This window comes from Poseidonibacter ostreae, assembly GCF_009208075.1.
Lineage (GTDB): Bacteria > Campylobacterota > Campylobacteria > Campylobacterales > Arcobacteraceae > Poseidonibacter > Poseidonibacter ostreae.
The window spans coordinates 20,015-44,355 of record NZ_WFKJ01000005.1; the positions used below are offsets into that span (position 1 = coordinate 20,015).

A 24,341-nucleotide genomic window follows, 5' to 3' on the forward strand; every position below is an offset into this window, starting at 1 on the left:
AAAGATTTATAATATAATCTCTATATTAATTATTAAGGAAATATTAAATGAATCAAATAGAATTTTATGAAGCAAAATTAGCATATGAAACAGACTCTTGGGATGTATTTGAAGCTTTAAATAATGGTGATAATAATCTTATTGTTATTGATGCAAGGGCAAAAGAAGCTTATTTAAAAGAACATATTCCAAACTCTATAAATATTCCACATAAAACAATGAGTGAAGAGAGTACAAAAAATCTTGATAAAAATAAAATATATGTAAGTTACTGTGATGGAATAGGCTGTAATGCTTCAACTAAAGGGGCTTTAAATCTGTCAAAGTTAGGATTTAAAACAAAAGAGTTATTAGGAGGACTTGATTGGTGGAAAAGAGATGGTTATGAAACTAGTGGGGTTAATGCTACAAAAGGAACAAATATCTCTTGTGGATGTAATTAAAATCTATGCATAAGACATTTACTAAAGTATTTATAGATGAAAGTCTTCCTTTTTTAGAGTTAAGATATTCAAATTCAAATGCTCACTATAAAAGACATTTTCATGATACTTTTTCAATAGGCGTAAATAAAGAGGGAAGAAGTATTTATGAAAATAGTACTAAGTCATATACTTTAGATAAAAATATGCTAAGTATTATAAATCCTTTAGAAGTACATTCTTGTAACTCTTGTAGTGATGTTTTAAATATTTATTATATGTTATATTTAGATACTAAATGGTGTATGAATATTCAAAAACTTATAAACTGTGAAATAAAAGAGTTTGTAAAAATACCAATTCATATATTAGAAGATGAAAGTTTTTACAAAGATTTTATAAGTTTATGTGAGTTTATTTTTCACGATAATTCTATTTTAGAAAAAGAAGATGAGTTAATAAAATTTTTTCTTAATTTTTTCTCTTTATACTTAGAAAATAAAGAAGTAGAACTTGTAGATGCGAGGTTTCAAGAGATACTTTTATATTTAGATGAGAATTACAAAGAAAATATTTCACTAGATGAACTATCAAATAAATTTGAATTAAACTCTTTTTATATAATACGACTTTTTAAATCTCAGATGAATTTAACTCCACATTCCTACCTTTTAAATGTTAGAATTAATAAAGCAAAAGAGTATTTGAAAAATGGTTATTCGATTATTGATACTGCCTTAGAGTGTGGTTTTTTTGACCAAAGCCATTTTCATAAAAACTTTTTAAAAATAGTTGCAATTACTCCAAAAGAGTATAAAGTCAATTTTATACAATAAGTTAACTTTCTATTTATATATAATTAGACAAATATAAAGGAAACTTTCTTATGACACTAACTATACTTTTTACAATGATATCTTTTTCTTTTGCTATGTCAATATCTCCAGGACCTGTTAATATGATGATAATAACATCAGGAATTAATAATGGTTTTTCTAAAACTTTCTCATTTATATCTGGTGCAACAATAGGTTTTACTTTTTTATTGATAGTTATAGCCTTAGGGCTTAAAACTCTTTTAGATGAATATCCACTTTTCTTAGAGTATCTTGGCTATGTAGGCTCTTTATTTATTATATATATGGGATATAAAATTGCAAGTTCTACACCAAATATAGAACTTGAAAATAGTATGAAAAAATTAAAGTTTTATGAAGGCTTTTTACTTCAGTGGCTTAATCCAAAAGCATGGGCTGCTTGTATTTCAGGTGTTGCTATGTACTCTTTTAATGATTTTTTTTTACTGGTTTTTATTATTATATATTTTATAGTTTGTTATTTAAGTCTATCTTTTTGGGGATTATTTGGACAAAAAGCTACTATGTTTTTAAATACAAATAAAAAGATAAAAAACTTTAATCTTTTTATGGGTTCTATTTTGATTATTTCAACACTAGTATTACTGTTTATAAATATTTTGTAGAAATTAGCATACAATTTATATAATTTGATATTCACATCTTTTAGCATTTATTCTATACTAGATAAATTAAAAAATATGAAGGAAAATTTATGAGTTTAGTATATGATTATTCAAACCCAACAGCAATTCACTTTGGAAAAGGTCAAATTGCTTCAATAGTTAAGCATTTAAATAAAGATAATAAAATATTAGTAGTTTATGGTGGCGGTTCAATTAAGAAAAATGGAGTATATGATGAAGTTTCATCTGTACTTGATGGTTTTAATTGGATTGAGTTTTCAGGAATTGAAGCAAATCCTTCTTATGAAACACTAAATAAAGCTGTTGCTTTAAGTAAAGCAGAAAAAATTGATTATATTTTAGCTGTTGGAGGAGGTTCTGTTATTGATGGAGCTAAATACATAGCAGCTGCTTCACTTTATGATGGTGATGCTTGGGATTTCCTTGATGGAAGTGTTACTGTAGAAAAAGCACTACCTCTTGGTGCTATTTTAACACTACCAGCAACGGGAAGTGAATCAAATGGAAACTCTGTTGTATCTAAAAAAGAGACAAATGAAAAAAGATTTTTTGCTTCACCTTTAGTTTATCCTGTATTTGCAGTTTTAGACCCAAGTGTTATGAGCACATTATCTGATAGACAATTAGCAAATGGTTTAGTAGATGCTTTTGTTCATACATGTGAACAGTATTTAACTTGTCCAAATACTTCACTTCTTCATGATGGATATGCAGAAACAATTCTTAGAGGTTTATTATCTCTTGCACAAACTTGGGATAATAGAAAAGATGCTATTTGGGAAGAAAACTTAATGCTTCTTGCAAACCAAGCTTTAAATGGTTTTATAGGTTCTGGTGTTACGCAAGATTGGGCAACACATATGATAGGACATGAATTAACAGGATTTTATGGAGTTGACCATGCTCAAAGTTTAGCAGTTGTTCAACCTCAATTACTAAGAGTAATGATGGAAGACAAAAAAGAAAAATTAGCTTTAATGGGTGAAAATGTTTTTGGAATCAAAGATGATAATGAAGCAGTTATTATTGCAATTGAAAAAATGTATGAAAGTGTTGGAGTTACAACAAATTTAAATGATTATGAAAATGTAGATGATAAAGTTATTGAAACAATAATTCCATCACTTAAAGCTCATGGAATGACAGCAATTGGTGAGAATCAAAATATCACTCTTGAAGTCTCAGAAAAAATTCTTAAAATGGCTATGAAATAAAACTATTTCTATAGTTTAAAAAACTAAATAATCTCAAAAGAAGCTTTTGCTTCTTTGGGTGGATAGCCATAATAAGATTTAAAATCTTTAGAAAACTGTGAGCTACTCTCATATCCTGTTGCATAAGCAGTTTCATTTACTTGCATATCTCTTCTTGTTAATAAATCCATTGCTTTGTGTAATCGAATCTTTTTTATATATTGTAAAGGACTTAATGAAGTCACTTTTTTAAAGTGTGTATGAAAAGATGATACGCTCATGTCTTCTTCTTTTGCTAATCTTGGAATATCAAGATGCTCATTATATTCATGATGAATGGTTCTAAGTGACCTTATCATTTTAGCTTCTGCTTTATTTTCTAAAAACATTTTATGTAAAAAATGAGAGTTTTCACCAATTGCTATTTTATAAAAAATCTCTCTTAAAATAGACTCACCTAAGATATTTGATTCTTCTTTTGATTGAAGCATTTTTAAAAGTCTATAGATTGAATCTTCTAGTTCATTTGTAACTTTATCTTGAAATACACTTATTTGAACATCTTCACATTTTTTTGATTCTTCTTTTGAAATTGAAGAGATTATTTCTTGCATTATCTCTTTTTTAATATCAATTAAAATACAAATATAAGGCTCTTCTTTAGATGCATAGGTTTCACACTCAAAAGGCATAGCAGTTGGAACTACAAGATAGTTTTTTGAATCATATTCAAATCGATTATTTGAAAGATAACCAATTTTTTTCCCTTGTAATACAAATACTAAGCAAAAATCATAAGTTAGAGGAGTTCTTGGAAGATAAGTAGTGGTTTTATAAAGATTAACACCTTTTATATTTGTTCTTGTTAAGGAGTCTTCTTTTATAAGTTTATTTACTTCTTCTAAGATTTTAGTGTTCATTGTACTTCCAAGTAGTTTTTATGCATTATACTAAAAAGAGTGTTATAAAAAGGGCAGAGTTTTTTTGCCCTTTTTTATTTTAAGAAAGTAGTTTTAGTAGTTCTTTTGCTACAGCTTGCGATGAAGCTGGGTTTTGTCCTGTAATAAGTTTACCATCAGTAATCGCATATGAATTCCAGTCATCTACTTTTGAGTAGTTTGCACCTTTAGAGATTAGTTCATCTTCAAGTAAGAATGGAACAACATTTGTTAATTGAACTGCTTCTTCTTCAGTATTACTAAAAGCAGTAAGATTTTTACCTTTTACTAGATAGTCTCCATTTTCTAATTTTACATTTACTAAAACAGAAGGGGCATGACATACTGAAGCTACTGGTTTATTTGCTTTTACAAAGGCTTGGATTAAAGATATTGAGTCTTTATCATTTGTTAAATCCCATAAAGGACCATGGCCACCTGGATACATAATCGCATCAAAATCTTCTTCTTTTACGCTTGATAGTTTTACAGTATTTGCTAGTGCTTCATTTCCTTTTGCATCTTCTTTAAATCTATTTGTAGCTTCTGTATGAAAATCAGGTGCATCACTATTTGGATCAAGTGGTGGTAATCCACCTTTTGGAGATGCTAGTGTAATACTTGCTCCTGCATCAAGAAGTGTGTAGTATGGTGAAGCAAACTCTTCTAACCAAAATCCAGTTTTATGTTCTGTGTCGCCTAATTTATCATGTGAAGTAAGTACTATAAGAATATTCATATTTTTCCTTTAATTATTTTAATTTGAGATATTATAGGGGATTGTTAAAAGTATATGAATGGTTAATTCTATAAATTATATGTAAATTTCTACAAAATCGAATTTTTTTAAGGGATTAAATAATATTCCTAAGTTTTAATTTAAGGAGAAAGGGGAGTCAATGAGTGTTGACCTACTTAGGAATACAAAAAAGTCGAACTTTTTATAAGAGAAGTATAATTGAAAAAAATAGCAAAATAATCGAATAAAATTAAAGATTATTGGCTTTTTTTAATTTTTTGTTTTTACTCGTCTAATCTCTTTCATTTTAGTCCTTGCAACTTCTCTCATATCAATATTGGTATCAAGCTCATCAACAATTTCAACACCTAAAAGTGTTTCAACGGCATCTTCAAGGGTTACAACACCTTTTGTTTGTTCATAATTATCAACTACAATAAACATATGTTCTTTTTTGATTAAGAAAAGGTCTATAAGTTTAGAAATAGGAATATTCTCGTTTACACTAAAAATAGGCTTTATTATCTTTTCTTTATTTTCTATATTATTTTCAATATACTCGTAAAAATACTCTTTTGAAATAACAACTCCAATAATATCATCAATACTTTCTTTATAAACAGGAACCCTTGAGTACTCTTTAAATTTCTCTAAATCTAAAATCTTGTGAGTTTTAAAACTATTAATTAAATCATCTTTTTGTACAGAAAAAAGTACACTTCTTGGTGTAAATATATCTCTAACTTTTATTTCATTTAATTGTAAAAGATTTTCAATTACACCACTTTCTTTTTCTCTTAAAATCCCACTTTCTTCTGCTATATTTGCAGTTGCTATGATTTCTTCTTTTGTTATTGTCTCTTTATCTGTAGGAGTTATATAGTTCGTGATTTTATTTAAAATAATAAGTAAAGGGTAAGTTACAAAGATTAAAATTTTTATAGTTCTTGTTGAAAACCCAGATAAACTTCTCCAATAATATGCTCCTAATGTTTTTGGAATAATCTCAGAAAAAACTAGAATTAAAAGTGTAAGAATTGCAGAGATATGAAACATATAATCTTCACCAAACATTTTAGCTGCTTCACTACCAACGCCAGCAGCACCTAATGTGTGAGCAAAAGTATTTAGAGTTAAAATTGCTGCAATAGAATAATCAATATTTTTCTTCTGTTTTTGCATTTCATTACCAAGCTTATTATTCTTTTGTTTAGTAAGCTTTATATGAGAAGCACTAATTGATAAGAGAACTGCTTCAAGTATGGAGCATAAAAAGGAGACGCCAACGGCTATTAGAAAGTAAGTAAGTATTAGCATTTAAAGTCCTGTAAAATATTTTATATAAAAACTATGATAAAAGCATATCAAAAAAATATAAGAAAGTTTAGATTTATCGATTATTTTGCTCTTTTTTATAGTTACACTTCTTTCATAATTAATCCAAGTTAAGGAAAAGAAATGAAAATTGAAAGAAGAAATTTTTTAAAAAAAGGTGCAATAGGGACAGCTGTTATTGCTGCTAGTACTACAATAAGTGGTGCTGCTGCAAATATTATGGAATCAAGAACTAAAAAAATTCCAAGTGCTTCTCACTTTGGACCTTTTTATGCTCATGTAAGAGATGATAAAATTATTGATATCACTTCACAATTAGATTCAGATGCAAACCCAACAGTAATTGTAAAAGGTTTAGCCGATAGAAATACTTCAAACTCAAGAGTTAAATATCCAGTAGTAAGAAAGTCTTACTTAGAAGGAAAAGGTCGAGGCGATTTAAGAGGTAAAGAAGAGTTTGTTAGAGTTTCATGGGAAACAGCACTTGATTTAGCTGCAGATGCAATTAAAAGAGCACAGAAAAAAGGTGGTAATGAAGCACTCTACAACGCATCTTATGGTGGTTGGTCTATTCCAGGAGCTTTTAAACCAAATGTTTTAGCTGGAAGATTCTTTAACCAAATTGGTGGAGCTGTTGGAACTGCTGGTGAGTATTCAAATGGTGCTGCTGGTCCTGTAAACCCAGGAGTTGTTGGGGATATGGAAGTTTATTCTATTCAAACTGCACATGAGCAAATTATCAAACATACTGAAGTTATGGTTTTATGGGGAGCTGATTTATACAAAACTAATAGAGCAGGTTATTCAGTACCAAATCACAGATGTTATGATGCTTATGAAGAGTACAAAAAAGCTGGTATGAAAGTAATTCTAATTGACCCTATTTATAATTCATCTGGACAAGAGTTTAAAGCTGATTGGATTAAAATTAGACCAGGTTCTGATGTTGCAATGATGATGGCAATGATGCATCATTTATATAAAACTGGTAAATATGATAAAGCATTTATTGAAAAATATACTCATGGATTTGATAAGTTTTTACCATATCTTTTAGGAAAAACAGATGGAATTCCTAAAACTGCAAAATGGGCTGAAAAATTAACAGAAGTACCTGCTAAAACAATTGAGCAATTAGCTGAATTAATGGTTTCTAAAAGAACTATGATTGCAGGAAACTGGGCAATGCAAAGAGCAGCACACGGTGAACAAGTTGATTGGTCTATAATTACTTTAGCTTCGATGCTTGGACAAATTGGATTACCAGGTGGTGGTTTTGGTTTCTCTATGCATTATGAAGGTGGTGGTGATGCTGCATCTGGAAAAAGAACTGTTGGTGGATTAAGTCAAGGAAAAGGTGGTGCGGTAACTCTTACTATTCCAGCTTCAAGAATGAGTGATTTAATTAATAAACCAGGTGAAACTGTTACTTATAAAGGTAAAACTATTAAGTATCCAAAAGTTGAGTTTATGTTAAGTGCAGGTGGTTCACCAATTGGACATCAACCAAATGTAAATGAGCTAATAAAAGCTATGAGAACATTAGATACTGTTGTTGTTATAGAACCATGGTGGACACCAACTGCTAAAATGGCAGATATTGTTTTTCCTGCAACTACAACTTTAGAAAGAGATGATATTGCTTCTGGTATGTCGTATTCAAATGATAGAATTTTTGCAATGAGAAAAGTAGTTGATGCTAGATATGAGTCAAAAGATGATTATGAAATCTTTACTGAATTAGCAAAAAGGTTTGGAACTGAAAAAAGATTTACAAGAGATAGAACGCCTATGCAATGGATTCAAAGATTATACAAAAGATCTTATGCAAATAAAGTAATGAAAATTGCTTTTGAAGATTTCTGGGAAAAAGGAAGTGTTCATTATGATATTCCTGATGAAGCTAGAAAATATGTTAGACATGAAGCGTTTAGAAAAGACCCTGTAGCAAATGCACTTAAAACAGAAACTGGGAAAATTCAAATTTTTTCTGAAAAGTTTGAAAGTTATAAATATAAAGACTTTAAAGGTCATCCAATATGGATGGAGCCAGAAGAGTGGTTAGGGAATAAAGAATTAGCAAAAAAATATCCATTACACTTAGTATCACCACATCCAAAATTTAGAATCCATACACAAATGGATAATACTTGGGTACAAAATGTGCATAAAGTACAAGGCAGAGAGCCAATTAGAATTTCTCCAAATGATGCTAAAAAATTTGGTGTAAAAGATGGCGAGATTGTAGAGGTATATAATAATAGAGGGAGTATTTTAGCAGGTGTAGTAGTTACAAATACTATTAGAGATGGTGTTGCAGCAATTGAGGAAGGGGCTTGGTATTCTCCTGAAGATAGTTCAAAAGAGAATTCAAGATGTAATTCTGGACAAGTTAATGTATTAACTTCATCAAGACCAACATCTCAAATGGCAAATGCAACAACAGTAAACTCAACACTAGTTTCAATTAAAAAAGTGGATGTTGTTTCTCCAAATGTGGCATATAATCCACCAAAAATTCAAGGAGCTTAATTATGAAAGCTATTTTAAAAAAATTATTAATAACATTACTTGCAGTAGGGAGTTTTTCCCTACTAAGTGCTAATGAAATGTACATCTTCCAAACAGCAGATGTAAAAATTGATAATAATAAAGCAAAACTTTATATTGGTACGCCTGTAAAAGTACTAAAAGATGTTGATGATAAGAATTCGTTAGTTGAATTTTCAGGAATGGTTTTTGCTAATAAGCTTTACATAAATAAAGATAAATCACTTTTATTAGCATCAGTAGAAAAAAGTACTTTTGGAAAAGATGGTGAAATAAAAAAAGTTCAAGCAATAATTGAAAAAGGTTATTTAGCTAATAATCCACTTGAAATTTGGGAGGAACATGAAGAGTTCTTTTATGAAAACTGTACACAATGTCATGCCGCACACGCACCAACAGAACATTCAATGTTAGAATGGGATGCTATTTTACAAACAATGAATGGTTTTGCACAACTTGATGCCCAAGAAGCAGCTTATTTAGCAAGATTTGTAAAAGCTACATCTAATAATGGATTTTATCCAAAAGCAAAAAAGTAAAAATTAAGTATAATTAGCAAAAAGGAGAGATTATGAAAAAAGATGTACTTGAAAAATTACAAAACTTGACTCTTCTTTATGCTGAAGATGAGGTAGGAATTAGAGAAAATATTGCAGATTCTCTACGATACTATGTAAAAGAAGTTTATGAAGCAAATGATGGAGAGGAAGGATATGAATTATATCTTGAAAAAACTCCTGATATTATATTAAGTGATATTCATATGCCAAATGTAAATGGTATTGAATTTATAAAAAAAGTTAGACAAATAGATAAAAATATTCCAGTTGTTATGATAACTGCTCATACAGATAAAGAGTATTTACTTGAAGCAGTTGAATTACATATGGAAAAATATATTGTAAAACCTCTTGATTTAGATGAGTTATTTGAATCTTTAGATAAATGTATAACCCTGCTAGACTCAAATAGAAAAGTTATATTAAAAGTTGATAAAGATTATGTTTATGATTATGATTTAAAAGAATTAAAATATAAAGACGAAAGTATTATTTTAAATAAAAAAGAGATGACTTTTTTAGAAGTGCTAATCTCTAATCAGAATAGAATTGTAAATTATGAAGAGTTACAAGATAAAGTTTGGGGTGATGATATTATGACAGATAGTGCATTACGCTCACTTGTAAGAAATTTACGAAAAAAACTTCCTACGGATTTACTTTTTAATTTATCCGGAGTAGGATATAGACTTGTATAAACTAATACTTCTATTTTTTCTTGCATTTAATTTATTAAGTGCAAGTACTTTTAGGGAAGATAATTCTAAATTAAAACTTGCAAAACCCATGCATCCAAACTCACATATTAAAATATTTTTACCCTCAATACCTTATTCTTATGTATCAAAAACAATTAATTCTGGACTTGTACGCTCTACTGATAATGAAAGAGGATGGGAATATGATTTAGCTAAAGAGCATATAAGAGTAGATGATTATACATATATTTTTGAGCTTAGAGAAAATCTAAAATTTCAAAATGGAAAAGATTTTACAATGGATGATATTTTATTTAATTTTGAATTTTTTAAAAAGAATCCACTTTTATATACAAATATTGATAAAATTGATTTTGATATTATAAAACTTGATGAAAAAAGATTTAAAATAGTTTTAAAACAAAAATATGAGATGTTTTTAACAGATTTAGCACGAATTTATTTTTATACCAAAGAGTACATAGAAAAATATAATCCAATAGGAGCAGAAACTGGGACAGCAACAAAAGTAGCTGGTGCTTATGGAATGGGACCATATATTTTAAAAAGTGGTTTTGCATTAGGAGAGAAACAGACTTCAAAGCTTGAATTAATAGCAAATCCTTATTATTGGGATAAAAGATATCCAAAAATTAAAAAGGTTACAGTTTATACTCAACTTGATGTGAATAAGGCTTTAGATTCTATTGTTGAAAAGGAAGGGCAACTTGATATTATGCCAATTCCATTTAATAAAAAAATTAATGTACTAATGTCAAAATATTCAAAGCTTATAATAAAAGAATCTACAAATAACTTTACAATATTTTTTAATCTAATAAATGGAAATAAAATACTTGAAAATAAAGATGTAAGAATTGCCTTGAATGAAGCAATAAATCAAGAAAATCTTTTAAATTTTGTTTATAAAAAAGAAGGAAAAATATCTCCTTTTGCAACTTCGATAAACTATAAAGAGGTGAAAAAAATTGCAGCTAAAAATGAATACAAGAAATTTAATTTTAGTGAAAAAAAGAAAAAAGAGTTGCTCAATGGCTTAGAGTTAAATATTTTTACTCAAGATAGATTTATATTTTTATTTAAAGGCATTGAATACCAATTGAAGAAATATGGTGTTAAATTAAAATATACAATTACAAGTAGTGAAAAAGATATATATGAACAACTTTTAAATACAAGGACTTCACAAAACAGTAAAAAATGGGATTTACTTATGTGGGGTAATGATGATTGGTATTACCAAAATCCTTGGACGGTATTTTTTGTTTATGAAAACGATTCTCCTTGGTCTACAATAAAGAATGATGAGGTAATGAATACTCTAATCACAAAATTTTTTGAAACAAAAACTAACTCTTTGGAATATGAAAAAATAGTAGAAAAGATACTTTATCAAGCACGAGAGATGGCATATACTTTAAGAGTTCCATCTTCTAATAAAGTATTAGCAGTAAATAAAGAAGTTGTTTTTAAACCTTATGGAGGAGGGATAATCCCTCTTTGGAAAATAGAATTAACAAAAGATCATTGGTCAATTAGAAAAAATAATGAGTATTCAAAAAAATTACATACTCCTATAAAAACACAAAGAATTAAAAATGAAGTTAAATAATATAAATATAAAAGTAAAGCTTGGAATACTATTTCTAATTTTGTGTATTTCTATTGCAGTTTTATCCTATAAAGCAATAAATACAAGTGAGTATAATAAACAAACATTAAAAGTAGTACATAGTAAATCTCAAACTGTATTAGCAATGCAAGATAAGATTATCACGCCTTTATATAAATTAAGAGAATTAACTCAGTCTTTAGTAATGGCTCCTAATAATGAGATTAGAGAAACTATTCAAAGCAATATGAACTTTCTTGTAAAGAGTCTTAAAAATGAGTTTATACAACTAAAAGATACTCTTGTATTATTAGAATGGGATAGATATCAAGAATCAATTAAAACTACTAAAAAATATCTTGAAGATGAGTTTGAAGAGGGTGCATATGTAAATGTTACAACAACAAGTAGAGAACAGTTTAACCAATTATTAGAAAGTCTATTAGCAATTCAAAGTAACTCTTTAAATAATTCAACAATTGCTTATGAAAAAGCAAGTAAAGAAGTAAAAGAGATTAAATTTGAAATTTTAATGGTGATTGTAATCGTACTTATTTTAGCAACATTTATAGGATGGTTAATTACAAGTAATATAATAAAATCAATTGATGTTGTTCAAGATGGATTGACAAACTTTTTTGAATATTTGCATCATAGAAAAAATAGTGTTAGAAAAATTGAAATAAATTCAAAAGATGAATTTTATCAAATGGCACAGATGATAAATGAAAATGTCTCTGATATACAGAAAAATATTAGAGATAATGAAGAGCTGATTAAAAATGCTACAAAGGTATTAGAAGATTTAAAAAGTGGGGACTTAAGTTCAAGGCTTACAAAACACAGTAATAACGAATCCTTAAATGAATTGAAAATTATGATGAATAATATGATTGATAATTTGGAGTTTCAAGTACAAGAGCAAATTGATAAAAGGCTAGAGCAAGAACAATTGTTAATTCAGCAATCAAAACTAGCATCAATGGGTGAAATGATTGGTAATATTGCTCATCAATGGAGACAGCCTTTATCTCAAATCTCTGCTATTCACATGAATATGAAAATTACTTATGATTTTGATAAGTTTACAAAAGAGTATATAGATACAAAGATAAAAGAAGCAAATAAATTAACCTCTTATATGTCTCAAACAATATCAGATTTTCAAAACTTCTTTAAACCACAAGGTGAAAGAGAGTATTTCTCAGTTGAAAAAGCATGTCGTGATGCTTACCATATATTAGAATCATCACTAAAATATCATGGAATAAAAATAGAGTTTAATGTAATTGAAGATAGTAAAATTTTTGGTTATAAAAATGAATATTCACAAGTGATTTTAAATGTATTAAGTAATGCAAAAGATATTTTAATAGAGAGAAAAATAGAAAAACCAAATATAAATATAGAAATAAAAGAGGGTGAGAATTTTGCAATTGTAAAAATAAAAGATAATGCAAAAGGTGTTGAAAAAAATATTATAGATAAAATCTTTGAGCCATATTTTACAACAAGACATAAAACTCAAGGTACAGGTATTGGTTTATATATGTCAAAAAATATAATAGAGCGAAATATGAATGGCTTTATTAATGTAAAGAATATAGAAAATGGAGCATTATTCACTATTAAGGTTTCAAAGAAGTAAAAATTTAATATTTATTAACACATTATTATCTTTAATTAGGTAAAATGAGGATAATTAATTTATAGGAATATAAATGCCAAAAGAAAAAACATTTAAAGAAAAAATTTTAGATTATATATATATTGTATCTAAGCAACCAATCTTGTTAAGAGATTTACTTATTGCAAATAGACAATATAAAGAAGGTATGCATGTAGATCCTGCAAAACTTGGGTTCAGAATAAAACTCTCACGTGCTTATTTAGTTTATATGGGAATGATACTAAGTGTTTTAATACCTTTATCAGGACTTACACATAAACCTTTAGCTGATATAGATTCACATATATCTATAATAGGAGCTGTTGTTATTACAGCAATTATATTTATTGGCTTTAATTTTTTTAGAGCTAAAATGAGAGATGCTATAACTATTGAACTTATAAAAAGATCTTGGAAAATACATTTTCCTTTTTTCTCTTATGATGAATATTCAGAAAAAATTGAAGAAATTTTTGAAAAATCTTTGAAAGAAGAAGTTTCAAAAAGAGAATTAGAAAAATATATCTTAGATAACCTTACAGAATAATCTCTGTAAGATTATTTTACGAATATCTTATTTCTTTAAATCTAAATCTAGATGTATTTTAGTAAAAGTAAGTAAGGACTCAACAAAAGCTTTCGCACAATTTTCTCTATTTTCATTTGTATCTCTTACATCTTTATATGGAAACTCTATTTGAATTCCACTAATATTCCCACCATTTAAAGACCCATGGCTAATAGTATTGTAAGCACCCTCAAAATAGTTGTCATCACTTGCATATGGAAGTTTTACAGAAGGTACTGAATCATAACCTTCATTACACATCAAACTTCCCATAGAGTGTGGACCTCTTAATTGATCTATAAAACACTCTTTTGTAAATTTTGATAAAGCAGAAATACTTGAATTCTCAATATTAGATTTCTCTTTTAGTGAACCATCATGTTGCTTGATAATAGAATTATCAAGTAAGTATCCAAACTCTAAATATCCTTTAGGATGTGATTGTCCATGAATATCTATATATAAACCTTTTGAAAACTTATTTTCTATCTCTTTTTTAGAAATTTTAATAAAGTCATGAAATTGATTATAAGGAATACTTGCTTTTTCATCTTCATAAGCTTCTTCTTTTGCTCTATTTATATCTACTTTGACTCTTGAAATATCAGCAATTACTGCATAAGGTGTAAGCTGTGTTTGTTTATGAAATTCTTTTATAATTAATTCCGTAAGTTCATAAGTGTAATCATCTTTATCAAATACACCTTTGGTTCTTGTTTTTATCTCTTTTGGTTCTTCTTCTCCACCATGAGGAGCACTTAATATTATTGGTGCATTTCCTTGGTAATATTTTATATGATTTTTTTTAATTGCTTTAGTCATAAATCGCTTTTGCGTCCTTGTTTCTTTCTCTTTTTAAATCCATATCGATATATTTACCTAATACGTCTTTTTTTGTTTTTGTTGCTAATGTAATTTTTCTTTTTACAGGTCTATATTCATATATAAAAAATCTTGCTTCATTCATTGATAATCTAATAGGAGTTGCAACTGAGTAAGAACTCATCACACAATCATCTTTACATAGTTTATATATATCATCAAAGTACTCTTTTGTCCAAAGTTCAGTATTTACGTCTGATGAAAAAGCATCTTGATATATTATGTCAAAGGATTCTTTTTCTAGTGTTTTTATATACTCTCTAGCATCACCTATATTTACTTCTATTTTTATCTTTTTATCTTCATATTTAAGATTTTTTGATACTTCAATTATTATATGCTTAATCTTTTCAAACTCTTTGGGAAACTCAAAGTTTTCTAAAGATTTTACTAAGTTTCCATCTAACTCAGGAGAGTAAATAGATACTTTTATATCTAAGTTATGTTTTATAATATAATATAGTGTAGTAAAAGTGTTATATCCAATTCCAAAGCAGATATCTAAAATCTTTAGTTCTTTTTTATTTTCATGAAATTGAAATGTTGGGAGTATATGTTTTGATAGCGCTTCATTTATAGCACCATCATCAGGATTGTGATAGTGCTGATTGTATCTTGATGAAAAAAGTGTGTTTGAACCATCTTTAGTTGAAACTACACTATTTATATTATCTTGCAATATTTAAAGTCACTTTTAAAGACCATTGTCCCAGTGGTGCATTTTTTTTGCAGTGAAAATATAAGTATCATCAAAAAGTTCAATACAGTTTGCTGCTTGAAAACCAATATTTTCTAAAAGTTCCAAAAGTTCATACTTATTATCATTTTCTATTTTTTCTAAAATGATTATATTTCCAGAGTTTTCAATTGCTTTATACATCAGTTTTAATATCTGTTCTTGATTAGGACAAGATGTTAGAATGTTTCCTAAAACTACATATTCATATTCTCTAGCAGTTCCTCGTAGTTTCGCACTTGATTCATCTATAAAAGGAATATACTTGATATTCCCTTCATTTTTTTTTCTTACTTCTTCAAGTGCTAAATCAACTAAACCTAAAGAGTTATCAATATGTAAGATTGCAATATTTATGTAATCTGCAAATAACTCTTTAAACAAAGATAGCTTTTTTTCCATGAGGTTTTAGTTTCCTAAAGAAGCTAACTTTTCATCTGAAAGGAATAAGTCTTCATTTGACATAATTCCAATATCACTATTTAAAATATCTTGAGCAATCTCTTTTGCTTCGCTTAATGAGTGCATTTCACAAGTTCCACATTGGAAAATGTTTAATTCAGGAATATCATCTTGCTTTTCAACATCAATAACATCTTGCATAGCAGCTCTCCATGCAGCTCCAACAGTTTTTTCATCTGGATTTCCTAATAAACTCATGTAAAAACCAGTTCTACAACCCATTGGAGAAACATCAATAATCTCAACTGTATCACTATTTAAATGATTTCTAATAAATCCAGCAAATAAGTGTTCTAAAGTATGAATACCTTTTTCACTTAACATCTTTTCATTTGGTACACAAAATCTTAAATCAAAAACTGTAATAATATCACCTGATGGTGATTTCATAGTCTTTGCAACTCTAACTGCAGGTGCTGGCATAATTGTGTGATCTACTCTAAAACTGTCTAATAATGGCATAATAATTCCTTTTAATTTTTAATATAATTTATTCATATATATTTGTTGTTAAGATGCGATTATATCTAAAGTTTAGTAAATTAGTTTATATATTCATAGTTTTTGATTAGAGTTTTTAAATATTTCGTAGCTTTTGTTTTTTGATAAAAAACAAATCCAATTATAGGTAGAATTCCCAATCCATAGGTAAATAAAATAGATAAAATTATAAGTAGAGTGATAAATAAAGTATAAGAATTATCAAGTTCAGCATCTAGTATCAAAGTATTTGAATCAAATTTAGCTGTAAGATTATATTTCAAAATGTATCAATAGGATTTTTAGCAATAGTTAGTATATTTTTATCAATACTGTGTTCATATTTTTTATCTTTTGATAGTTGTTTATTTAAAAACTCATATAAATCTTTTTTGTCTTTTTTTAATTTTAACTCTTTGATAACTTGTACATCAAACATTCCCATAATAAGCCTTGATTTTATTTTGAGTATATCAAAAAATAAAAGCTAGACTATTTTATGTTTGTTTATTATTTATACAAGTGTATAAAGTTTTTAATCAAAATACTAAAGTATAAAAAGTAGCTCTTGCAAGTCCATGTTTTTCCATAATATTTTGCTCAACTAGATTAGATAAATCTCTATTTGCTGTAACTCTTGTAGCTTTTGTAATATTCATATATTTTTTTACTTTCATTCCACCTTCAAAATCTTCTGGTAGTAAAGCTAACATTTTTTGGATAGCTTTTTTTTGTCTATCATTTAACTTTTTGTTTTGAATTTTTGAATAAAAATTCGTTTTTAGTTTAACTGTATTAATTTTTTCTAATGATGAAGATATTGATTCTTCATATAATTTGATATTCCACCTTATCCACTCATTTATGTCAAGACTTGTATTTGTACATGTATTATCTAAAACCTGATAATATTCTTTTCTTTTACTATGTATACTTGATGAAATAGAATAAAAATCTGCATTTGCAAGCTTACCTTTTGCTAGCACATAATCACATATAGCCCTTGCAATTCTTCCATTCCCATCATCAAAAGGATGGATTAGCAAGAAATATAGATGTGCTATCATAGATTTATATATATAGTTTATTTCGTTTTCTTCGTTTATCCATTTTAGAAAATCTTCCATAAGTTTAGGTATATCTTTTGCTTTTGGTGCAATATAGTGAACTTTTTCTTTTTCCCATGAACCTGATACTATTTGCATATCTTCTAAATCTTTTCTGTATTCTCCTACAATTATCTCTTTTAATCCTGATTGACCTGTTGGAAATAAAGCCTTGTGCCATGAACATAATCTTTTTTTATCAAGTTTTGCATCATTGTTTTTTGTATCTAAGATGATTTGCACTAATGCATCACTTTGAATAGTTGAATCATAAGAATCTTCTTCTAAATCTAGCTTTAGTAGTTTATTTATAGATGAACGTATGGATGAGCGCTGTAATAGTTCCCCTTCAATTGCTGAAGTTGATATAGCTTCATTTATAAGTATTTCACTTAAAAACTCTTTTGAATTAGAGTGATTCATAAAACTATCAATCATATTCAAGTTACCAAATTTGTAAAAGAGTTCCTCTAAAGGCTGTTTATCATAAATAAAATTAGGAAAATTTTTATTTTCCCAAATCCATTTTTTTTCATAATGAGACGTTTTCATAATAGTATTGTATCATTTTTTGATACAATACTTTATTTTTTTGTATCAAAAATCATAAAAAGGAGAAGTAAATCACTATTTAGCTGTTTCATATTTTAATCTAATTCTTTTTATGATTTATTAAAGACCAAACGTAACTAATAGTTCAGAATCTTCTATCTTCACATTTTTTACAAAAGAGCCTTTAAATGAATCTTTTTTTATTGTATATATTGGCACTTGTTTAAAAACACTATCGAGAATTGGTTTGATATTTGATGTTAATGAATTTAAAATATTTTTATCTATTTTTGCATCTGTAAAATCAATATTTTCAATTGTTACATCACTTAAATAAATTGATGAATTCTCTTTATTAAAGTAAGGTACTCCAGAAACTTCGAGTTTTCCAGTAGTCTTAGGTACAAATATTGCAGAAAGATTTACATCTACATTTGCACTTAATCTATTTTCACCATCTTTTATAAATACATTTGGTTGTTTGATTAATAAGTTTGCTAACACAAAATCTTGTTCAATTGGAAACTTACTTGAGGGTTTATTTAATTGTCCATCATCTATTTTCATAGTTAAGCCATCTAAACCTATATCTTTTACACATCCTGTAAATAATGTAAGAGTTATTAGAACTAAAATTGTATTTATTTGCTTTTTAAAAGTCATTTGTTTCCTTGTCTTTTTTATATTGGGTATTTTACTATAATTTTTAAATTTATTAATACTACATTAACACAAGACTTATACTATCCCCTTATAGATTTAATTTTCTAAAAGGAAAAGAGTATGAAAATATTTTTGATTCTACCAATTCTTTATTTTTCTTTATTTGGTTTTACTCTAGAAGAAGTAGAGCAACGAGCAAAAAAAGAAAACAGTGATATTTTAATACAAAAGAATGAACTTTCAAGTACTAGTTTTGAACTTAGGGCTAAAAAAGCAAAAAGATATGGACAAGTAGATTTGTTTTCTTCTTATACAAAATATGATAGTCCAAGAACTCTAAAGCCTTTAGCTCCTCCTATTTCTTCTTCAGTTGTTACAAGTGAAAATATTGCAAACTATGGTGCTAGTTATACTGTAGTTTTATTTAATGGATTTAAAGATGCAAAAGATGTAGATATTGCGAATATTCAAGAATCACTACAAAAAAATATGCTAAATCTTACATATAATCAAGTTATATATAATGTACGTGCCTTATATATAGATATATTATCTTTAAGAAATCAAAAAAAAGCTCAAGATGAATACCTGAAATCCTTATTTAAATTGAAAGAAAATATCACTCAAGAAGTAAATATAGGTAAAAAAGCGAAGGTTGAATTATTAAAAGTTGAAGCAGATTTACAAAATGTTCTTAGTGGAATAAATAATATCCAAGCAAATATAAATATTTTAAAATCTTCACTAAATGTTTTAATAAACCATGAAGGTGATTTTGAAGTAAAAGATATAGAATATAAGGCTACAAATACTCTTACTCTCCTAAATATCAGTGAGTATTTTGAAAAAATAGAAAATCTTTCTTATTTTAAGATTTCAAAGTTAAATGAACAAAAATCAATATCTGCTTATAAAAAATCAAAAGCAGCTTATTATCCAAGAATTAGTGCAAATACTCAATACTCAGAAATCTATTCAACGCATGGAGATGATGATAAGATTTTCCAATTTGGTCTTAGTTTAAATTGGAATGCCTTTGATTTTGGAATGACAAATGCATTAGTTGAAAAAGCAAAAATAGAGAAAATAAAAAGTTCACTAGAATTAAAGAAAAGAGAACTTGAAGTTAAACAGAAAATAATTCAAGCAATAAATCAAATAAAACAAAGTGAACAAAACTATAAAAGTGCGAAGAAAGAGTTTTTATTTACAGAAGAAACAAATAAGATAGAAAAAATTAGATACGAACAAGAGGCAATAGATATTTATAATTATCTTTATGCAAAAGGACAAAATGAGATTGTAAAAGCAAAAGAAATTCTAGCAAAATACAGTCTTTTAAAAGCACACTACTATTTTGAATATATATTAGAGGAAACAAAATGAAAAAGTTAATTTTATTTATAATATTAATAGTATTAGTTTTAGCAGGTATAAAACTAATAAAAAATAAAAATGATGAACTGGCAAATGAATCATTTGCTGTAAAACCAATTTTTACTGTAAATGTTGTAAAAGCTAAATCAAAAATAGTAGAAGAAAGAAGCACTTTTATAGCAAAACTAGAATCAACTCTTGCTCCAAAAATATCTACAAAAGTAGCAGCATATATAAAAAAAGTTCATGTCGTAGAAAATCAAGAAGTAAAAAAAGGTGATTTACTTATATCTATTGATTCAAAAGAGATAGAAAAGTCTTTAATCCAAATCAAAAACTCTATAAAATCAATACAATTATCAATCGATAGTATGAATGCAAATGTTTCCTCTTTAAGAAATGAAACAAAAGCTTCAAAAAGTAAACTTGATCGGAATAAGATTTTATATAAAGTTGGAGGATTATCAAAAGAAAAGTTTGAAAATTCTGAAGTAGAGTATCAACTTAAAAAAGCAAAAGTTGATTCAACACTAAAAAGTATTGAAGCTAAAACTTATGAGCTTAAAGCTATTGAAAACTCGTATGATTCAAAAAAAGCTAGTTTAGAATATTATAATATAAAATCCCCAATAAATGGAATTGTAGATAGTATCATGCTAAAAACTGGAGATATGGCACTTGCAGGAAAAACTATATTAACACTTTTATCAAAAGAACAAAAATTAACTTTTACATTTTCAAATAGTGAGATAAAAAAAGATTTAGAAGTAATTGTAAATAATGACAGTAATAATAATGTAAAAACAAAAATATCTAAAATCTTAAAAAGCAGTGATAAGTTTTTATATCAAGCACAAATAGATTTAAATACATATCTTGACTTAGCAATTGGAAGCTTTGTAAATATTGAAGTTATTACAAAAAAGCAAGAAGCTAAAGCCCTTCCTATAAATACTATTTTACATAGAAAAGATGGTACCTATGTTGTTCTTTATGAAGAAGATGAAAATAAAAATGCAAAATTTAGCTTTAAAAAAGTAGAAGTATTAGTTCAAAGTGAAGATTATGTTATTACAAATCCTGTAATAGAACAAAGTGTTGCACTTGCTAGTGAATCAAAATTAGTAATTTTGCCAAGTAGCAATAACTATACAATAGTGGAAAAATAGATGAAAAATATAGTAAAAGCGATACTCTCTCGACCTTTTTTTGTATATTCTTTTTTAGCTTTGTTTTTATTTTTAGGAATTAATGGATATTTTAAACTTGACAAAAAACTCTTTCCAAATTCAAATAGACCTGAAATTGCAATTGTTATAGTCCAACCTAGTGCATCAGCTAAAGATATGGCTTCAAATATTGCTATTCCTTTAGAGAGTGAATTATATACGATTGATAAAGTAAGAAGAGTTTATTCTTCAACTATTGATGAGGTGAGTGTAATAAGAGTTGAGTTTGAATATGAAAAAAGTTTAATAGATGCCTCAAGTGATGTTAGAAACTCTATTGATAAAATAAAATCTTCTCTTCCAAGTGATATTTTAGAACCACAACTTCATAAAATATCAGAATCAACAGCTCCAATTATTACAATAGCAGCATCATCTAAAAATAATCTTCCTTTAGAAGATATACGACAGATTATAGAAAATGATATAGCAAAAGGCTTTTTAAAACTAAAAGGTATTGCAAATGTAGATATTTTTGGTGGTTACAAAAAAGAGTTACAAATAATAGTAAGTAAAGAAAAACTTGATAAATATGGATTAAGTCTTGCTCAAGTTATGGAAGTTGTAAAACAAAATAATAAAGATTATGCCTTAGGCTCAATAGATAATCAAAAGAGTAGGTTTTTATTAAAAATAAAAGAACAAAAAGATGCAGTTTATAAAATAAGAGAGATTCAAATAAATCAAGATTTAAAACTAAAAGATATAGCAAAAATTTATTTTGGATATTATAATAATAGTGCTATATATCATGGGAATAGCCAAAAAGCAATAGCCCTTAGTATTCAAAGAAATGATAATTCAGATGTAGTTTCAAGTATAGAAATAGTAGAAAAACACTTAGAAACTGTACGAAAAGATTATCCAAATCTTAGTTTTAATATCACAGATACTCAAAAAACTACAATAGTTCAAAGTACAGATAATATGTTTATAGCTTTAAGAGATGCGATTATAATGTCTATGATTGTAGTATTTATATTTCTAGCATCATTTAGACAAATCTTTGTAGTTCTACTTACTATTCCTATGGTTTATGTAAGTACTATAGCTTTAATGTGGTTATTTGGTTTAGAGTTTAATATCATCACATTAACCGCTATTATTTTAGCACTAGGTCTTTTACTTGATGATACTGTTGTAGTCGTTGAAAATATTGAACGACACTACTCTTCTATAAAAGAGCCAATGTCAAAAGCTGTGTTAAATGGAACTTCTGAAATTATGTTTGCCGATTTCTCAGGAACACTTACAACAATAGTAGCACTTTTACCTATACTTTTTATTGGGGATTATCCACAAACTGTATTTGGTCCTTTAATAGGCACATTACTTTTAGCACTTATTGCTTCATTTTTTGTATCTATTACTTTTGTGCCCTTAATTTCTACAAAAATCTTAGCAATTGATAATAAATATATCTTACTTTTAGAAAATAAGTTTAACATTTTAAGTGATATTATAAATAATTTCTTTGTAGAGTTTTTTATAAATACAGTTAAATTAGCACTAGAAAAAAAAGTAGTTGCTAGTATATATTTACTTGCTTTAATGGCACTATTTTTTATAAGTGCAAAAATAGTTATGCCTATGGCTGGGCAAGAGTTAATGCCTGCAATGGATACAGGTGCTGCTAAGATTAAAATTGTAACTGATTCAAATATGTCAATACAAAAAACAGAAGAAATCTTAGATAAAGCAGAATCTATAATCAATAAAAATGAACATATTCAAAGTATCTCATCTTCTATTGGTGGTGAGGCTGGAGTTTTAAGTATAGGAAGTGGTGGTGGAGTTAATGATATTCTTATTATTGCAAATTATGTAAATAGATTTAATAGAAGTGAAACTATTTGGGAAATTGAAGCTATTTTACGGAATGAATTATCTAAAATTTCTGATATAAAAAGACTTGAAGTAAGCGATGCAGGTGCAACAGCAATGGCTAGTATAAAAGCAAATATTGATGTGACTTTATATGGAAATGACTTAAATAAATTATATGAAAAAGCTTTAGAATATGAAAAAGCAATGTACAATACTCAAGGTATTGTAAATGTTAGTAAAACATGGAATATAGATAATAGTTCATATATTTTAAATATAGATGCAAAAAAAGCCTTTGCTTATGGAATAAAAGAGCAAGAAATAGTAACTCAACTACAACTTGCTTTAAGAGGTTCAAAAGTTGCTTTTTATCCAATAGTAAATAGTGTTGATCTTCCTCTTAGAGTATGGCTTGAAAAGGAAAGTATTCAAGATGTAAGAGCAATACAAACACTTTTAATAGATACTCCTAAGGGCAAAATCCCTCTTAATACAATTGCTTCTATTAGTACAGAATTAGAACCTAATATAATCACAAGAGAGGGTTTAGATTATACTATTGATATATTAGGTTTTAGAGAAAAAGCTTCGATTTCACATTTAATGGCAAATTTTGAAGAAGCAGCTTCCCATATTGAATTACCAAATGATATAAAGCTTGTTCAAACAGGAGATATCCAACAGCTTCAAGATTCATCAATACGAATAATAAAAGCTGTTGGGCTTGGATTATTATTGATATTTTTAATTATGATTCCAATGTTTAATTCTCTTAAAATTCCTATTTTAATTATCTTATCAATACCCCTTACAATAGGTGGTGCTTCATGGATACTTATACTTTTGGATTATCATAGTTCTATGAGTGCGATGATAGGTTTTATTTTACTTGCAGGTGTTATTGTAAATAATGCTATTTTATTAATACATTTTGCAATAGAAAAACAAAATGAAGGATGGGATGCAAAAGAAGCAATCATGGAGAGTATTAAAACCAGAACTAGACCTGTTTTAATGACTGCCATTAGTGTTAGTGTTGGTATGATTCCTGTAGCTCTTGGATGGGCTATAGGAATGGAGAGATTAGCTCCTTTAGGTGCTGTTGTTATTGGTGGATTAATTGTAGGTACCTTTTTAACGCTTGTATTTATACCACTATTTTTTGTTTGGATTCACAAACAAAAGATAAATTCTTAAGTACTATAGATATAATAAAAA

23 protein-coding genes are annotated in these 24,341 nt (G+C 27.3%); 13 read left to right on the forward strand and 10 right to left on the reverse strand.

Annotation, left to right across the window (positions count from 1 at the left end):
• Positions 1–47: 47 nt before the first annotated feature.
• From GBG18_RS02770 to GBG18_RS02785, 4 genes are all read left to right on the forward strand, one after another.
• Positions 48–443: a rhodanese-like domain-containing protein gene (locus GBG18_RS02770; protein WP_152188190.1), complete on the forward strand. Its 396-nt coding sequence runs from the start codon at positions 48–50 to the stop codon at positions 441–443.
• 5 nt (positions 444–448) lie between these two features.
• A complete protein-coding gene (locus tag GBG18_RS02775) occupies positions 449–1,258 on the forward strand; it encodes an AraC family transcriptional regulator (protein WP_152188192.1) in 810 nt (269 codons plus the stop codon).
• Between the two features lie 50 nt (positions 1,259–1,308).
• Positions 1,309–1,905 (forward strand): LysE family translocator, encoded by a 597-nt coding sequence (locus GBG18_RS02780; protein WP_152188193.1) that lies wholly within the window; start codon positions 1,309–1,311, stop codon positions 1,903–1,905.
• Between the two features lie 89 nt (positions 1,906–1,994).
• A complete protein-coding gene (locus GBG18_RS02785) occupies positions 1,995–3,140 on the forward strand; it encodes an iron-containing alcohol dehydrogenase (RefSeq protein ID WP_152188195.1) in 1,146 nt (381 codons plus the stop codon).
• A gap of 23 nt (positions 3,141–3,163) precedes the next feature.
• Here GBG18_RS02785 and GBG18_RS02790 read toward each other — a convergent pair whose 3' ends face one another.
• From GBG18_RS02790 to GBG18_RS02800, 3 genes are all read right to left on the reverse strand, one after another.
• Positions 3,164–4,039, reverse strand: a complete 876-nt coding sequence (locus tag GBG18_RS02790; RefSeq protein WP_152188196.1) for an AraC family transcriptional regulator — start codon at positions 4,037–4,039, stop codon at positions 3,164–3,166.
• 79 nt (positions 4,040–4,118) lie between these two features.
• Positions 4,119–4,796, reverse strand: coding sequence for a type 1 glutamine amidotransferase domain-containing protein (locus GBG18_RS02795; RefSeq protein WP_152188197.1), 678 nt, complete (start codon positions 4,794–4,796; stop codon positions 4,119–4,121).
• 270 nt (positions 4,797–5,066) lie between these two features.
• Positions 5,067–6,113, reverse strand: a complete 1,047-nt coding sequence (locus GBG18_RS02800; protein ID WP_152188199.1) for a CNNM domain-containing protein — start codon at positions 6,111–6,113, stop codon at positions 5,067–5,069.
• A gap of 141 nt (positions 6,114–6,254) precedes the next feature.
• Between GBG18_RS02800 and GBG18_RS02805 the strand changes: the two genes are divergently transcribed.
• The 6 genes from GBG18_RS02805 to GBG18_RS02830 all read left to right on the forward strand — a co-directional run bounded on the left by GBG18_RS02805 (position 6,255) and on the right by GBG18_RS02830 (position 13,788).
• Entirely contained in the window at positions 6,255–8,663 is a 2,409-nt protein-coding gene (locus GBG18_RS02805; RefSeq protein ID WP_152188201.1) for a molybdopterin-dependent oxidoreductase, read from the forward strand.
• A 2-nt stretch (positions 8,664–8,665) separates the two neighbouring features.
• Entirely contained in the window at positions 8,666–9,220 is a 555-nt protein-coding gene (locus tag GBG18_RS02810; RefSeq protein ID WP_152188203.1) for a hypothetical protein, read from the forward strand.
• A gap of 32 nt (positions 9,221–9,252) precedes the next feature.
• Positions 9,253–9,939 (forward strand): response regulator transcription factor, encoded by a 687-nt coding sequence (locus GBG18_RS02815; RefSeq protein ID WP_152188205.1) that lies wholly within the window; start codon positions 9,253–9,255, stop codon positions 9,937–9,939.
• Entirely contained in the window at positions 9,932–11,572 is a 1,641-nt protein-coding gene (locus tag GBG18_RS02820; protein ID WP_152188206.1) for an ABC transporter substrate-binding protein, read from the forward strand. Before GBG18_RS02815 ends, GBG18_RS02820 begins: the two co-directional genes overlap by 8 nt.
• Positions 11,559–13,220 (forward strand): HAMP domain-containing sensor histidine kinase, encoded by a 1,662-nt coding sequence (locus tag GBG18_RS02825; protein ID WP_152188208.1) that lies wholly within the window; start codon positions 11,559–11,561, stop codon positions 13,218–13,220. Before GBG18_RS02820 ends, GBG18_RS02825 begins: the two co-directional genes overlap by 14 nt.
• Before the next feature lie 73 nt (positions 13,221–13,293).
• Positions 13,294–13,788, forward strand: a complete 495-nt coding sequence (locus GBG18_RS02830; protein ID WP_152188209.1) for a hypothetical protein — start codon at positions 13,294–13,296, stop codon at positions 13,786–13,788.
• Between the two features lie 27 nt (positions 13,789–13,815).
• On the opposite strand, the gene GBG18_RS02835 is transcribed toward GBG18_RS02830, so the two are convergent.
• The 7 genes from GBG18_RS02835 to GBG18_RS02860 form a co-directional block, all read right to left on the reverse strand.
• Positions 13,816–14,631 carry a hypothetical protein gene (locus GBG18_RS02835; protein ID WP_152188211.1) on the reverse strand — a complete coding sequence of 272 codons (816 nt, stop codon included), beginning with the start codon at positions 14,629–14,631 and terminating at the stop codon, positions 13,816–13,818.
• Positions 14,624–15,370, reverse strand: coding sequence for a tRNA (5-methylaminomethyl-2-thiouridine)(34)-methyltransferase MnmD (locus tag GBG18_RS02840; RefSeq protein WP_152188213.1), 747 nt, complete (start codon positions 15,368–15,370; stop codon positions 14,624–14,626). Before GBG18_RS02840 ends, GBG18_RS02835 begins: the two co-directional genes overlap by 8 nt.
• A gap of 15 nt (positions 15,371–15,385) precedes the next feature.
• Positions 15,386–15,829, reverse strand: a complete 444-nt coding sequence (locus GBG18_RS02845) for a hypothetical protein (protein ID WP_152188215.1) — start codon at positions 15,827–15,829, stop codon at positions 15,386–15,388.
• A 6-nt stretch (positions 15,830–15,835) separates the two neighbouring features.
• Positions 15,836–16,351 (reverse strand): S-ribosylhomocysteine lyase, encoded by a 516-nt coding sequence (gene luxS, locus GBG18_RS02850; protein WP_152188217.1) that lies wholly within the window; start codon positions 16,349–16,351, stop codon positions 15,836–15,838.
• 298 nt (positions 16,352–16,649) lie between these two features.
• Positions 16,650–16,814: a hypothetical protein gene (locus GBG18_RS15275; protein WP_193311054.1), complete on the reverse strand. Its 165-nt coding sequence runs from the start codon at positions 16,812–16,814 to the stop codon at positions 16,650–16,652.
• Positions 16,815–16,908: 94 nt separating this feature from the next.
• Positions 16,909–18,027 (reverse strand): DUF4172 domain-containing protein, encoded by a 1,119-nt coding sequence (locus GBG18_RS02855; RefSeq protein WP_152188218.1) that lies wholly within the window; start codon positions 18,025–18,027, stop codon positions 16,909–16,911.
• A gap of 120 nt (positions 18,028–18,147) precedes the next feature.
• Entirely contained in the window at positions 18,148–18,690 is a 543-nt protein-coding gene (locus GBG18_RS02860; protein WP_152188220.1) for a DUF1439 domain-containing protein, read from the reverse strand.
• Positions 18,691–18,810: 120 nt separating this feature from the next.
• Between GBG18_RS02860 and GBG18_RS02865 the strand changes: the two genes are divergently transcribed.
• Genes GBG18_RS02865 through GBG18_RS02875 form a run of 3 tightly spaced genes read left to right on the forward strand, consistent with a single transcriptional unit; the run spans position 18,811 to position 24,320 of the window.
• Positions 18,811–20,076 carry a TolC family protein gene (locus GBG18_RS02865; RefSeq protein WP_152188222.1) on the forward strand — a complete coding sequence of 422 codons (1,266 nt, stop codon included), beginning with the start codon at positions 18,811–18,813 and terminating at the stop codon, positions 20,074–20,076.
• Positions 20,073–21,236 carry an efflux RND transporter periplasmic adaptor subunit gene (locus GBG18_RS02870; protein WP_152188223.1) on the forward strand — a complete coding sequence of 388 codons (1,164 nt, stop codon included), beginning with the start codon at positions 20,073–20,075 and terminating at the stop codon, positions 21,234–21,236. Before GBG18_RS02865 ends, GBG18_RS02870 begins: the two co-directional genes overlap by 4 nt.
• Positions 21,237–24,320 carry an efflux RND transporter permease subunit gene (locus GBG18_RS02875; RefSeq protein WP_152188225.1) on the forward strand — a complete coding sequence of 1,028 codons (3,084 nt, stop codon included), beginning with the start codon at positions 21,237–21,239 and terminating at the stop codon, positions 24,318–24,320. It begins immediately after the preceding gene.
• Positions 24,321–24,341: the final 21 nt, after the last annotated feature.

What these genes read in the sequence shown, in the direction of transcription:
- GBG18_RS02770 (WP_152188190.1), top strand. Translation starts at nt 48, where the DNA reads ATGAATCAAATAGAATTTTATGAAGCAAAATTAGCATATGAAACAGAC.
- GBG18_RS02775 (WP_152188192.1), top strand. Translation starts at nt 449, where the DNA reads ATGCATAAGACATTTACTAAAGTATTTATAGATGAAAGTCTTCCTTTT.
- GBG18_RS02780 (WP_152188193.1), top strand. Translation starts at nt 1,309, where the DNA reads ATGACACTAACTATACTTTTTACAATGATATCTTTTTCTTTTGCTATG.
- GBG18_RS02785 (WP_152188195.1), top strand. Translation starts at nt 1,995, where the DNA reads ATGAGTTTAGTATATGATTATTCAAACCCAACAGCAATTCACTTTGGA.
- GBG18_RS02790 (WP_152188196.1), bottom strand. Translation starts at nt 4,039, where the DNA reads ATGAACACTAAAATCTTAGAAGAAGTAAATAAACTTATAAAAGAAGAC.
- GBG18_RS02795 (WP_152188197.1), bottom strand. Translation starts at nt 4,796, where the DNA reads ATGAATATTCTTATAGTACTTACTTCACATGATAAATTAGGCGACACA.
- GBG18_RS02800 (WP_152188199.1), bottom strand. Translation starts at nt 6,113, where the DNA reads ATGCTAATACTTACTTACTTTCTAATAGCCGTTGGCGTCTCCTTTTTA.
- GBG18_RS02805 (WP_152188201.1), top strand. Translation starts at nt 6,255, where the DNA reads ATGAAAATTGAAAGAAGAAATTTTTTAAAAAAAGGTGCAATAGGGACA.
- GBG18_RS02810 (WP_152188203.1), top strand. Translation starts at nt 8,666, where the DNA reads ATGAAAGCTATTTTAAAAAAATTATTAATAACATTACTTGCAGTAGGG.
- GBG18_RS02815 (WP_152188205.1), top strand. Translation starts at nt 9,253, where the DNA reads ATGAAAAAAGATGTACTTGAAAAATTACAAAACTTGACTCTTCTTTAT.
- GBG18_RS02825 (WP_152188208.1), top strand. Translation starts at nt 11,559, where the DNA reads ATGAAGTTAAATAATATAAATATAAAAGTAAAGCTTGGAATACTATTT.
- GBG18_RS02830 (WP_152188209.1), top strand. Translation starts at nt 13,294, where the DNA reads ATGCCAAAAGAAAAAACATTTAAAGAAAAAATTTTAGATTATATATAT.
- GBG18_RS02835 (WP_152188211.1), bottom strand. Translation starts at nt 14,631, where the DNA reads ATGACTAAAGCAATTAAAAAAAATCATATAAAATATTACCAAGGAAAT.
- GBG18_RS02845 (WP_152188215.1), bottom strand. Translation starts at nt 15,829, where the DNA reads ATGGAAAAAAAGCTATCTTTGTTTAAAGAGTTATTTGCAGATTACATA.
- luxS (WP_152188217.1), bottom strand. Translation starts at nt 16,351, where the DNA reads ATGCCATTATTAGACAGTTTTAGAGTAGATCACACAATTATGCCAGCA.
- GBG18_RS15275 (WP_193311054.1), bottom strand. Translation starts at nt 16,814, where the DNA reads ATGGGAATGTTTGATGTACAAGTTATCAAAGAGTTAAAATTAAAAAAA.
- GBG18_RS02855 (WP_152188218.1), bottom strand. Translation starts at nt 18,027, where the DNA reads ATGAAAACGTCTCATTATGAAAAAAAATGGATTTGGGAAAATAAAAAT.
- GBG18_RS02860 (WP_152188220.1), bottom strand. Translation starts at nt 18,690, where the DNA reads ATGACTTTTAAAAAGCAAATAAATACAATTTTAGTTCTAATAACTCTT.
- GBG18_RS02865 (WP_152188222.1), top strand. Translation starts at nt 18,811, where the DNA reads ATGAAAATATTTTTGATTCTACCAATTCTTTATTTTTCTTTATTTGGT.
- GBG18_RS02870 (WP_152188223.1), top strand. Translation starts at nt 20,073, where the DNA reads ATGAAAAAGTTAATTTTATTTATAATATTAATAGTATTAGTTTTAGCA.
- GBG18_RS02875 (WP_152188225.1), top strand. Translation starts at nt 21,237, where the DNA reads ATGAAAAATATAGTAAAAGCGATACTCTCTCGACCTTTTTTTGTATAT.